Annotated in this window: 12 protein-coding genes; 1 reads left to right on the top strand and 11 read right to left on the bottom strand. The window is 61.1% G+C overall.

Annotated elements, in window-relative coordinates; all coding sequences use genetic code 11:
• Positions 1-14 precede the first annotated feature (14 nt).
• The 7 genes from ATF69_RS20760 to fliF form a co-directional block, all read right to left on the bottom strand.
• Positions 15-611, bottom strand: a complete 597-nt coding sequence (locus tag ATF69_RS20760) for a flagellar basal body-associated FliL family protein (RefSeq protein ID WP_146872128.1) — start codon at positions 609-611, stop codon at positions 15-17.
• A gap of 195 nt (positions 612-806) precedes the next feature.
• The gene (locus tag ATF69_RS23350) at positions 807-1,214 is read right to left on the bottom strand and encodes a flagellar hook-length control protein FliK (RefSeq protein ID WP_244303779.1); all 408 of its coding nucleotides are present in this window, start codon (positions 1,212-1,214) and stop codon (positions 807-809) included.
• A 971-nt stretch (positions 1,215-2,185) separates the two neighbouring features.
• Positions 2,186-2,635, bottom strand: coding sequence for a flagellar export protein FliJ (locus ATF69_RS20750; protein ID WP_146872127.1), 450 nt, complete (start codon positions 2,633-2,635; stop codon positions 2,186-2,188).
• Positions 2,636-2,656: 21 nt separating this feature from the next.
• Positions 2,657-4,051: a flagellar protein export ATPase FliI gene (gene fliI, locus ATF69_RS20745; protein WP_146872126.1), complete on the bottom strand. Its 1,395-nt coding sequence runs from the start codon at positions 4,049-4,051 to the stop codon at positions 2,657-2,659.
• The gene (locus ATF69_RS20740) at positions 4,035-4,775 is read right to left on the bottom strand and encodes a FliH/SctL family protein (protein WP_146872149.1); all 741 of its coding nucleotides are present in this window, start codon (positions 4,773-4,775) and stop codon (positions 4,035-4,037) included. The genes fliI and ATF69_RS20740 overlap by 17 nt, the downstream gene beginning before the upstream one ends.
• A complete protein-coding gene (gene fliG, locus ATF69_RS20735) occupies positions 4,762-5,757 on the bottom strand; it encodes a flagellar motor switch protein FliG (RefSeq protein WP_056065732.1) in 996 nt (331 codons plus the stop codon). The genes ATF69_RS20740 and fliG overlap by 14 nt, the downstream gene beginning before the upstream one ends.
• A gap of 36 nt (positions 5,758-5,793) precedes the next feature.
• Positions 5,794-7,488 (bottom strand): flagellar basal-body MS-ring/collar protein FliF, encoded by a 1,695-nt coding sequence (fliF, locus tag ATF69_RS20730; RefSeq protein WP_146872125.1) that lies wholly within the window; start codon positions 7,486-7,488, stop codon positions 5,794-5,796.
• Between the two features lie 175 nt (positions 7,489-7,663).
• Here fliF and fliE point away from each other — a divergent pair, with 175 nt between their 5' ends.
• Entirely contained in the window at positions 7,664-7,975 is a 312-nt protein-coding gene (gene fliE, locus ATF69_RS20725) for a flagellar hook-basal body complex protein FliE (protein WP_056065729.1), read from the top strand.
• 328 nt (positions 7,976-8,303) lie between these two features.
• Here fliE and ATF69_RS20720 read toward each other — a convergent pair whose 3' ends face one another.
• From ATF69_RS20720 to ATF69_RS20705, 4 genes are all read right to left on the bottom strand, one after another.
• A complete protein-coding gene (locus tag ATF69_RS20720) occupies positions 8,304-8,603 on the bottom strand; it encodes a flagellar protein FliT (RefSeq protein ID WP_007860919.1) in 300 nt (99 codons plus the stop codon).
• A 2-nt stretch (positions 8,604-8,605) separates the two neighbouring features.
• Complete coding sequence (gene fliS, locus ATF69_RS20715; RefSeq protein ID WP_121941107.1) at positions 8,606-9,055, bottom strand: flagellar export chaperone FliS; 450 nt, start codon at positions 9,053-9,055, stop codon at positions 8,606-8,608.
• A 60-nt stretch (positions 9,056-9,115) separates the two neighbouring features.
• A complete protein-coding gene (gene fliD / locus ATF69_RS20710; protein ID WP_146872124.1) occupies positions 9,116-10,558 on the bottom strand; it encodes a flagellar filament capping protein FliD in 1,443 nt (480 codons plus the stop codon).
• A gap of 225 nt (positions 10,559-10,783) precedes the next feature.
• Entirely contained in the window at positions 10,784-12,235 is a 1,452-nt protein-coding gene (locus ATF69_RS20705; RefSeq protein ID WP_146872123.1) for a flagellin N-terminal helical domain-containing protein, read from the bottom strand.
• Positions 12,236-12,299 lie beyond the last annotated feature (64 nt).

Raw genomic sequence — 12,299 nt, 5'->3', positions numbered from 1 at the left:
CTTACCCGGCTGGCTCATTGGATGATGAAGCTCGAAAAGAGCACCTTGCGCACAGGATTGCGCTCTGTGCGCTTGCGCGCGGCGGGGCGTTCCTCTCCATCTCCGTCCTGCTCAGCGGCGGCGGCAGCCTTTGCACGCTCACGCTCTGACGGCACCGAGTAGCCCAGAGGGCGCGAGACTTCGCGCAAGACGTCGGTAGCGAGCTTTTCCTTGCCCTCGCGCTGCAGCAGCTCCGTGGACGTGCGTTGCGACACCAGCATCAGGATTCCACTGCGGATCGACGGCAGGTACTGCTTCACCTGTTCTGCAGTCTTTGCATCCTCCAGCTCCAACGTAATGCCGATCTGCGCAAAGCGATCACCGCCGGGATCAGCCAGATTGACCACCATGTTTTCCAGGGGCAGGAAGGTGGGGGCTACCTTAGGCGCCTCCTTGTGAGCCGCAGGTGCACCGCCGCTCTCTTCGTCCTCAGCGGCATGCGACCGACTGGAGATGAACCATGCTGCTGCGCCCCCTCCGATCACTAGCACAGCCACCACCACGCCGATGATGATCAACAGCATCTTCTTGCTTTTGGCGGGTGCGGCTGCTGCGGGAGTATTGGCTGACACAATGGAATTCCTTGCGATAGGGAACAGGCAGAACGGACGCTATCAAAGTGCAAGCGCAACCTGTTGGCCCATTATGGGTCGGGGGTGTAACCAATAATAGCCAGAATAAAAGCCCAAAACCATGGCATTCACCGCGCTCGCCTGGACTGCGGAGACGGGAGCAGAACTACAGACCGCCCACATCACCCCGCAGAATCAGACGAAGACGTCCACGGCCCGGTCTGTCGCCCCACCACCGCGCGCCAGCGAGGCTGTGCCAGCAGGCACAGCAGATACCACCTGCGCCTGGCGTGCCCCGTCGCGAGGCCGCTGCTGCCCCGCCTCGCCACCACCGGCACGGTCGCGTGCCGATGTGCCCACCGACATGCCAGACAACACCAAACCCTCACTGCGCAACAGATCACTCAACTGCGCCATGCTCTGGTCCAGCAGCTCCCGCGTCTGCTGCTGGTCGCTGCGGAATGAAACGTGCGCTTCGTTGCCCGACAGAGACACAGCCACCTCCACCGGCTGACCATCACGCTGCAGCGTCAACTCCGCGTTCTGGGTCTTCTGGTTCACCCAGTAGGCCACCTGCTCGGCCACCTGCTCTTCTGCACCCAAAGCGTTAGGTTCTGCAAAGACCGTTGCATCGGTGAAGTTGCCCGACTCAACAGCCCCTCCCCCTGACGCACCTTCAGACCAAGCGCCGCCAGCCCCCGCGCCATCGCCATTGGAACGCCCGCCAGCCGATGACTCTGAAGCATGTAACGCCCCAGCAGAAGCCAGTAGACCGTCGGCGAGAGGCACTGCCGCCTCCGTACCTGTGGCAGGATTTGACTGTGCAAGCCTTGACCGATCGAAGGTAACGTCAGCACTCACGCCTGCGAAAGCCCGCTCTCCGGCGGAGGCAACCTGTGTGGCGGAGAAACCATGCACGGCGTTGGAACGCGCAGCAGAGCCCCCCAGCGTGGGTGAGCCCATGGGTGCATCGACCGCACCCATGCCACTGCCTCGTTGAGCGCTAGCGCTCTGCATACGCGAAAAGTTACGTCCGAAGCCGGTCAAGGCCCCTTGCGGAGACCCCTCTTTGAGATCGGCGGATGCATCCAGCTTCGCCGTCTCGGCAACCAAACCTTGAGGGATGCCTCCCAGCAACATGTCGTTGAGCGCAGTTCCCGGGGAAACCATAGACCCTTGCGCACCTGACTGTCCCACTGCTGCGATTCCCCCGAAACCCAGGTTGGAGGACTGGGAGGCTCCCAAGGCAGTCTGTCCGTTGAACGTTCCAACCTCATTCCGGCTTTGTGTTGGAGCAAACAGTCCTTGCCATGCGGCCACGGCAGAAGTGTCTGCCGCAGACAATGACGCTGCATCAGTGCCGTAGTCCACTGACGATAAAAGAGTATCACCCGAAGTATCGCCCAGCGTACTCTCCTCTGCCCCGCCCCCCAACGCCGCCAGCAAAGCCAAAAAACCACCCCCAGCCGCAGGATCGCTAGCGTCTGCGGCAGCAGGCTGGGCCGATGATTTGGCGCGAGTCGTGTGGGCGGGCTGGGTGCCCTGCGAGGAGGCTACTTTGGTCGGTTCCATGTTCAATTCTCCTGGCCCGCGTTGCGATACTGCAGCGCGGCGCGTTCATCGGTCTGTTTTTGGTCCCTGCGCTGTTGCTGCAGGGCGAGGTCGTTGCGTCGCTTGTCTACCACCTTGCGCAGACTGGCCAAACGCAGCTCTGCAGCTAACAGAGCGCGCTGGGCAGCTTGCACCCGCGCAGACTGGTCCCCCACCACACTGGTCTGGATGCTGGCCGCATGACCCAGCCTGTCCATGAAGTGGTAGTGGTGGTACATCACTTCGGGCTGCATGGCCGTATCTGCCTTCATGCCCCAGCGTGACTCGGTTTCACGGGCGTAGTCTTCCAGCTGATCGAGCTGGGCACGTGCTGCCTGCTCGGCAGCCAGCGTGTCCTGCAGCACCTTGCGGGCATCGTCCCGCTTGCGAGAGGCCACTTCGACTGCGACAGAGAGGGCGTTGAGGTTGGACATGATGGCTTCCCTTGTCCGTCGTCAATGGTCCAGCACCGCCGCCATGGCGGCTACGCTGTGGTCCATGGAGGCCGCCTCGTACATGTCCTGCTGCAGAAAACCCGCCATCTGTGGCTGCAGGCGGATAGCCTCGTCCAATGCCGGGTCGGAGCCGCTCATATAGGCCCCCACCTGCACCAGATCCCGGCTCTTCTGGTAGCGCGAATACACCGCACGAAACCGCCGCGCCAGGTCAAAATGCCCGCGAGACACCACGTTGTGCATCACCCGCGATGCAGATTGCTCAATGTCGATGGCCGGGAAATGCCCGGTCTCAGCCAGGGCACGTGACAACACAATGTGCCCATCCAGAATGGCACGGGCAGCATCCGCGATCGGGTCCTGCTGGTCATCACCTTCCGATAGCACCGTATAAAACGCTGTGATGGAGCCGACACCATGCAGGCCGTTGCCGCTGCGCTCGACCAGCTGCGGCAGCTTTGCAAAACAGGACGGCGGATACCCTTTGGTTGCTGGCGGCTCGCCGATGGCCAGGGCAATTTCCCGCTGCGCCATTGCATAGCGGGTCAGTGAATCCATGAGCAGCAGCACATGCTGCCCTTTGTCGCGAAAATGCTCCGCCACCGCAGTCGCGTAGGCCGCCCCCTGCATGCGCAACAACGGAGGCGCGTCGGCAGGTGCAGCCACCACCACGGACCGTGCGCGGCCTTCCTTGCCCAGGATGTCTTCCACAAACTCCTTGACTTCGCGCCCCCGCTCCCCAATGAGCCCCACCACAATCACATCGGCCTGGGTGTAGCGTGCCATCATGCCCAGCAGCACACTCTTACCCACCCCGGAGCCTGCAAACAGCCCCAGACGCTGACCCCGCCCCACGGTCAGCAAGGCATTGATGGCGCGCACGCCAGTATCCAAGGGCTCACGCACCGGATCCCGATCCATGGCATTGATCTGCCGCCGCCCCATGGGCTCCGACACGACATCCTGCACCGGTCCACCATGGTCGAGGGGCAGGCCTTGCGCATCCACCACGCGGCCCAACAAGCCGTCGCCCATGGGCAAACGAAGCACCCCGGCGCGTTGTACGGGCCGTGGAGGCTCGCCCAAGCGAGGCATGGGGATGTATGGCGCAGCCGGCACCACACTCGCGCCACTGGACAGCCCATGGATATCGCCCGCCGGCATTAAAAACGCACGGTCGGCAGAAAACCCGACGACCTCAGCCAACACCGGCGCGTGCCCTGGCATTTGCACCATGCACTGCGACCCCACAGGCACGCGGATCCCCACCGCCTCCAGCACCAGTCCCGTCAGTCGGGTCAGCGTACCCCGCGTCTCCAACGGCGCGCCTTCGGCCACGCGCTCGCGCGCGTCGTCCATGAAGCGGGTCCAGGCAGAGTCAAGGTCGACGGTCATCGCCATCCCCAAGCGTCTCGTCGTCCCAGGGTGACTGCAGCCCCAGCGACGCAATGGCACGCTGCCACCGCTTGTCGATGCTGCCATCAACGACCGTGCCCGCCGACTCCACCATGCAGCCGCCAGCAGGCACAGCGGCATCCGCCATCCACTGCACGCCAGGCGCATTGATCTCTTCGCGCAGAGGCTGGGCCATGGCCTCCATATCCTCCGGGTTGAGCCGGACGGTGGCGGGCCGCCCCTCAGTGACCAGCATGCCCACGGCCTCCCGCACCACTGGCAACAAGGCATTGGGATTGACCGACAGTTCCTGGCGCACCACCTGGCGCGCGATGTCACACGCCAGCTCCAGCACCTGCTGCGCCATGTGCTGCTGCATGTCGATCAGGCTGGCTTCCAGTGTCTGCAGCACGCTTTGCATGCGCTGTGCCGCCTCTTGTCCCTGCTGGGCAATGTATTCATCCATGCGGCGCTGCCACTCGAGCGCCGTCTGCGCCTGCCCTTGGGCAAAGCCCTCTGCATACGCATCGTCGCAAGCCTGCTGGACAAGCGCCTGCTGTGCCGCTTCATCCAGCTCGACGGGCAGCTCCGCCACAGGTTCCGGCTCGGGCTCTGGCTCGACCAGATCGGAGCCGTCTACGGCGGCAAACTTCCACTGCTTGAAGTCGCCGACTTCCTCGCTGGGAATGAACCGCGAATAGGACCGCTGGTTAGACGAAGGCATCATCACCACCGCCTCCGATCACGATCTGGCCTTCGTCAGACAGGCGACGCACCGTCTTGAGGATTTCCTTCTGCTGCGCCTCGACCTCGGACAGCCGCATCGGGCCGCGCGATTCGAGGTCTTCGCGCAGCGCGTCGGCTGCACGCGAAGACATGTTGGAAAGGAATTTTTCGCGCAGTTCGGGCACTGCGCCCTTGAGAGCCACGATGAGGGTTTCGGATGCCACTTCCTTGAGTACCGTTTGAATGGCCTTGTCGTCCAGCTTGAGAACATCCTCGAACACGAACATCTTGTCCATGATCTTCTGCGCCAGGTCAGGGTCGTAGCCCCGGATGGATTCGAGCACCACGGCGTCCATGTTGCCGCCCAGCAAGTTGATGATCTCTGCGGCAGCCTTGACGCCGCCCAGCGAACTCTTGCGGATCTTGTCCCCGCCCGCCAGCACCTTGAAAAGCACTTCGTTCAGGTCCTTGAGGGCTGTCGGCTGGATACCTTCGAGCGTGGCCACACGCAACAGAATTTCGCTACGCTGGCGATCCGTCAGGTGCATCAGGATGCCCGAGGCCTGGTCGCTGTCCAGATGTACCAGGATGGCAGCAACGATCTGCGGGTGCTCGTTACGCAGCAGTTCAGCCACTGACAGCGGATCCATCCACTTGAGACTCTCAATGCCCGAGACATCTCCGCCCTGCAAGATCCGGTCGATCAGCAGTCCCGCCTTGTCATCGCCGAGCGCGCGCTTGAGCACAGCGCGCACGTAATTGCCGGTGTCGGATACCAACAGGCTTTGCGCTGCGGCCGCGTTGGAGAATTTGTTGATGACCTCGTCCACCTTTTCGCGCGACACCGAGCGCATGCGCGCGATGGTCTCGCCCAGCTTCTGCACCTCTTTGGGCGAGAAATGCTTGAACACCTCGGCCGCCTCTTCCTCGCCGAGGGACATCAGCATGATGGCGGCATCGTGGAGTCCTTGGTCGTCCATGGTCGTGGTCCGTGCAATCGGTAGCGGTAGCGGCGACTAAACGGGCTCGCCATTCAGCCAGGTCTTGAGAATATTGGCGACCGCGACCGGATTCTCCTTGGCCAGCGTACGCGCATCTTCCAGGCGCAGCTGCTCGGGGGTCGCGGGCAACACTTCGTCCTTGCGGGCGGGCGCTGCCAATGCCGGGCGCTCGGGTGTTTCTGCCTCCAGCGCGTCCAGCTGTCCACCTGCCACCGGCTTGGCGGCACCGGCCTTGGCCGGCGCTGGGCCCTTGAGCGCAGGACGCACCAGCCCCATCAGCACCAGGGCAGCAAACAGAACCGCACCTACGGGCCAGGCAAAGGTCTTGGCCAGATCAACCACCTCAGGCTGCTTCCAAAGCGGGGTGTCTGTGGTGGGCACTGCGGTCACCTGGAACGGCGTATTCATCAGATTCACCGAATCACCGCGTTCGCGATTGAAGCCAATGGTTTCACGCACCAGCGCCGTCATCTGCTCGATCTGCTCGGGCGTCAGCGCCTTGGTCACGGTCTTGCCCTTGTCCTCGGCCGACTGGTAGTTGACCACGACCGCAGCACTCAGCCGCTTGACTGCGCCTGTACTGCCACGGACCACTTTCACCGTCTTGTCCACTTCATAGTTGGTGGTGGACTCGCGCTTGTTGGACTGCTCCTCAGTCCCCTGTTGGCCGCCCGCGTTGGGCGCAGGGTTGGCGCCATTGATGGGCGCTGCAGACGGAGCGGGAGGCTGATTGGCAACCGCACCGGGCACACCCGTGGCGGTCTTCGTCGCGCTGCCACGGCTTTCCAGCACCTGCTGGCTGCGTACGGCGCTGGAGTCTGGCGTCTGGTTGGGGCGGAATTGCTCGGAGGTGGACTCGGTCTGGGAGAAGTCCACCTCAGCCGTCACCTGCGCCTTGACGTTGTCACGGCCGACCACGGGCTCCAGAATGTCCATGATGCGGCGCGAATACTGCTGCTCCAGCTGCTGCACATACAAGAGCTGCTGGGCATTGATTTCAGCACCGGCCGTGGTGTCGGGCGATTGGGACAACAGCTTGCCCGTGTCATCCAGCACACTCACGGCTGACGGCGCCAGTTCCGGCACGCTGGAAGCCACCAGATGCACGATGCCCGCGAGTTGGGCACGGTCCAGAATGCGGCCGGGGTGCAGGCTCACCAGTACCGAGGCCGACGGCTTTTGCTGCTCACGGAAAAATCCGTTCTGGTTGGGCAAGGCCAGGTGCACACGGGCACTTTGCACGGACGACAAGGCTTGAATGGACCGGGTGAGCTCCCCCTCCAGCCCGCGCTGGAAGTTCAGGCGCTCCTGAAACTGCGTCATCCCGAATTTGTTGGACTCCATCAGCTCAAAACCTGCGACGGAGCCCTTGGGCAGGCCCTGAGTGGCCAGTCGCAGACGCACGTCATGCACGCGCTCCGCTGGGATCAGGATGGCGCCACCACCCTCGGAATACTTGTAGGGCACATTCATTTGGGACAGCTGCGCCACCACGGCCCCGCCATCCTTGTCGCCCAGATTGGAAAACAGTACCCGGTAGTCGGGTTGGCGCCCCATCACGATGGCCGCAACGGCAGCAGCCACCAGCAGCGCCACGCCCGCACCCAGCCGCATGCGCTGCGCCCGGTCGAGGGCGGACAGCCGCTGCAGCCAGTTGGGACTGGCCGGCGTCGGGAGCGGATTGAGAGGGACTTCAGCAACAGCAGACATCTTGCTTTCCATTAAAGCAGGCCCTGCAACAGACCTAGCGTGGGGTCGATTATTCGGTCACGCCTCCAAAATGTTCGCTGGATAAGCCGTCCGTTTGGCCATCTATTCAGAGCGATGCATCCTGGGCCGGTAGCTAGGATACGCAGCATACCGCCATTCCCCTACGGATACCGCCATGGACCTTCGCATCTCCAGCTCAACCGCCCCGCTGACGGGCGCTGGCGTCGCGCGCCGTGCTGCAGCGCCGCAAACCACGGGCAATGAAGTCGGCTTCTCCGGCGCGCTCAAGGGCGCATTGCAATCAGTGAGTGCCGCGCAGAACAAATCTTCCGAGATGCAAAAGGAGGTGCAAATGGAAAACCCCTCCGTGAGTCTGGAAGAGACCATGGTGGCTATCCAGAAGGCGCAAATCGGCTTTCAAGCCACACTGCACGTGCGCAATCGCATGGTGCAGGCGTACACCGACATCATGAACATGCAGGTGTGAGCTGCTGGCGAAGTATGAAGGCCCCGTTCTCAACGGGGCAGCCGTGTGGCACTGCGCTGTGCCAACACAAGAAACTATATTTTTGATAGCAGCAAAGACATGCTGCACTAGCGCCTCAGGCACGTTTAGTGCATCTTTTTGACCCAGAGACGCTTGGCGGTCGAAGTGGCGACAGGTTCAGCACCGCGCACTTTGGCATCCCACTGGACGACACCCCCTCACCCGGGTGCACCGCTAATCCGGCAATCCCAGCCCTGACAAGCAACCATCTTTGACCGCTAGGCCGCTGCCGCACACAGCAGCCCCGGGCGTGTTGCGCGGCCCGCACTCAGTGCATCATCTGGGGCTGCCCCTCGAACAGATGCTCGAACTGCGCAAGCCAGGGCTCTGCCAGGCAGCGGATCTGCGCATCGTTGCGCAGGATGCGCTGCATGATGCGGGTCTTCTCACGGCGGTGCTCAGGCAGCAATTCGTGCTCTTGCGACTTGAAGCGCAGTTGCTCGATCAGCACTGCACAGGCGCCTTCATAGCGCACCACACCATCCCAATCCTTGAGCTTGGCAGCCTCCAGCATCTTGGCGCTGCTGTCTTCAATCGCCTTGTAATAGTCAATCAGCATGTGAGACATGGTCAGGCCTCCACCAGCACGGGCTGGCCCGAGGCGGGCGTTTCGGAAGCACCGGCACCCGATTTCTTGATTTCATTCCACCCGGTTGCCACGGGCTCGATCAGGCGCATGACTTCTTGCATCATGGCGTCGTCGTTACGGGCATTGGCCAGCGTAAGGCGATGGATGCAGTAGTCATAAAGCGCACCCAGGTTCTCCGCCAGTGCGCCACCATCCACTCTGTCAAGCGCTGTGTTTAAGCCCTCCTCAAGGATACGGATGGCTTTGGAAATACTGGTTACCTTGCCCAACACATCGCCACGCGCCAAAGCGCCCCGCGCTGTTGCAATGGAATTGAGAACACCCTCATACAACAGACTGACCAACTGGTGCTGGTCGATCGTGTGCATGCTGGTTTCTACGTTGATGCGCTGGTAGGCGTTGGCTGTACGGGGGCTGTAGGCGCTGAACATGCTGAAAGTCCTTGCGAGTATTACTTTAGTTATCGGCCACAGCCAAAAAAACTGAAGCGCTCAACCCGATGATTTATTCCAGGCAGTCACCTGCTGCGAGATGTACGCGTTCAAGGCATTCAAGCTCGACATCTTTGTATCCAGCGCACTGAAGCGCGCCGTCAAGCTCTTTTCCAGGCGATCCGCACGATCATTGATCGTCTCCACATCCTTGGCATTGAGCTTGAGGGATTGCTCATAGATTTTTGCCTTGCTTGCAAAGAACCCGTCGCTTGCCAGCAATTTGTCCGTGAAGCTCTTGAACTTCCCCGCAAAGCCATCTCCCACACTGCCACCATCCGCGCCGCGGAAGAAGGTTTTGACGTCATCAGGGTTTTCCATTGCCTTGTTGAATTTGGTCGCATCCAGTGTCAAATTCCCAGTCGGCGACACGTTACCCAGTCCACCTTCCGACACCACCCCCACTGCAGACAGATTGCGCAGCGCACCCGAGCTGTTGACGGACTGCAGCGCCGCGCGCAAGGTGTTCTGCAGGGTAACAGCAGCACTGTCCCCTTGCAGCAAACCCGCCGTCTTGGTGCCTGCGTCGTACTTCGTGACCTCATTCAGTGCCTGATTGATCGCGTTGTACGCGCTCACGAAGGCCTCTACATTCTTCTTCACGGCAGAGTTGTCCTTGGCCACGGTGATGGCAACATCCCCTGTTGTGACCTGCAAAGCCGTAAAGGTCACCCCGGCAACGGTGTTGGAAAAGGAATTCGTGGCTGAGGTGACGGCAACACCATTGACGGTCGCATTCGCGTTCGCGGCGTACTCGGTCGTGCCGCCCACGACCAGCCGCGACAGCCCCGCAGAGTCTGCCATGTTGCCGTCGGCATCCACCGCACTCATCCGATACCCGGCATCTTCGCCCGTCGAGGTGCTGCGCAACATCAGGCGCTCACCGGAAGCATCACTCAACACCGTGGCTGTGACGCCCGCTTTGGATCCGTTGATTTTGCTCGCCACGTCCCCCAGCGTATCTGTCGCGCTGATTTCGACGTTGACAGTTCCCGCGCCGCCCAGAGTGAACACCTTGGGCTCCCCGGACCACTTGCCAATATCAAAGGTCAATGTGCCCGCCCCGACGGCCTGACTGACGGGCGACAACGCCACCGAAATAGTAGATTGCGCCTTGGCCAAGTTCTGAACCTGCACGTTGAAAGATGTGGCGGCAGCACCACCCACGGCAGAAACCGACACCGCATCGGATTTGGACGATGTGGCGCTCACCCCATTCCAGCCTGTGACGCTGGCGAGCTTGCTAGCGGCATCAGCAAGCGTGGAAACCAGGGACTTGAATTGGCCAAAGGCAGACACCTTGGCATTCGTCATGGCAGCCTGCTGATTCAGGCCGTTGGTCTTGGTGATCGGAACTTTGACCGCATCCACCGACGCCTTGATCAACCCATTGACGTCAACGTTGCCGCCGAGGCCAATGCCTATGGATGAAAAGCTAGCCATATCTCACCTCCTGAATCCGTGTCGAGCTGAATCAACAGAAATTATCCGAGCCTTTGGCCCATTGCATCCCGCCGATAAGCCCCCAAGAAACGCATCAATCTACCGCGTTGCCGCACGATTGGCAAAAAGCGGAAAGCGGAGGCGATCAAATCGCCTCCGCTTTGAGAGAGGAAGGGCTTGTTCAAAGAACCTACCCTATCTGATTAGCCTGCAGCCAAAGAGTGATTAGCGCAGCAGGGCCAACACACCTTGTGGCAACTGGTTGGCCTGGGCCACCATTGCCGTACCAGCCTGCTGCAGGATCTGAGAGCGCGACAGGTTGGCGGTTTCCGCTGCAAAGTCGGCATCCTGAATGCGACCGCGCGAAGCAGACATGTTCTCGGAGGTACTTTGCAAGTTATTCACCGTGGTTTCAAAGCGCGACTGCAGGGCACCGAAGCTGGCGCGCTGACCATTAACGGACGAGAGTGCGGCATCAATGATTTTGAGTGCTTTGGTAGAACCATCCACAGTGGAAACGTCGATAGTGTTAACCGCCTTCAGCGAGGATGCCGCTGTCGTTGACGCAAGCGCCGAAGTACCAGTCACCGAGTAACCCTTGTCAGATGAAAATTCCAGCGTGCCTCGAGACACGGCCGTACCACCTGCCGCCGCAGCGGCAAAGGCCGTGCCAAAGGTTGGGGTAGTGGCTGCCTCAGCATTCTGTGCCGCAAGCGTGATACCAGGGCCACCGGTAGCGGTGGTGTTCTTCAAATTAATATCGGCCCCTGCCTCATTGGTCAGGACAATACCGTCCGCTGCGGTATTTAGTTTGGCGGTGATACCCGTCTGCGAAGAAACGTCGTTGAACGCCTTGACTGCCTCGGCCAACCCCGCAGCCGTATTGGCCGACACATTGAACGTTACGTTCGCCGCAGTAGCGTTATCACCCTTAACTTCAAGAGACACCGCACCCGCCGCAGCAAACTTGAGTTCAGAGACGTTGCGTGCCGAAGCGGTGACGCCGGTGGCGTCAGACAGGGCGTTGATAGCAGCGGCAGCCGTCGCAGCAGTATCAGTGGCACCCAGGGTCGCCGTCTTGGTTTGCAAACCCGCGACGATCACAGTCCCGGTCAAGGCTGTGGCCGTTGCAGCCGCTTCCACCAGCTTACTGTTATTGATTTGCGCGCCATACGTCGTCGTGCGGAAGTTACCTGTGGTGGCCGTAATGGTCTGGTTGGCATTGGCACCCACCTGAAACGTAGCGGAGCCGAACGAGCCGTCGAGCAGCTTCTGGCCGTTGAATTCCGTCGTGGTGGAAATGCGGTCAAGTTCTGACAGTAACTGACCTACTTCGGCCTGGATCGCCTTACGGTCACCTGCCGAGTTGGTGGCGTTGGCAGACTGTACGGAAAGCTCGCGCACACGCTGCAGGATATCGCCAGAGGCCTTGAGCGAGCCTTCAGCTGTTTGCGCCAAAGAGATACCGTCATTGGCATTGCGCACCGCTTGATTCAGGCCTCGGATCTGAGAGGTGAAACGCTCGGAAATCGCCAAACCGGCAGCGTCATCTTTCGCGCTGTTGATGCGCAAGCCCGACGACAGGCGCTGGATGGACGTGCTGAGCGATGCCTGGCTCATGCCCAGATTACGCTGGGCGGTCAGGGAACTGACGTTGGTGTTGATGGTAGCTGCCATTTGCAAATCTCCTGAAAAGAACTGACTGAACATGGCGTTGCCGCCAACCTGATGCCAGGCAAGG

Source organism: Acidovorax delafieldii, from assembly GCF_007993815.1.
GTDB lineage: Bacteria > Pseudomonadota > Gammaproteobacteria > Burkholderiales > Burkholderiaceae_C > Acidovorax > Acidovorax delafieldii.
This window is presented reverse-complemented; position numbering and strand designations above follow the sequence as displayed.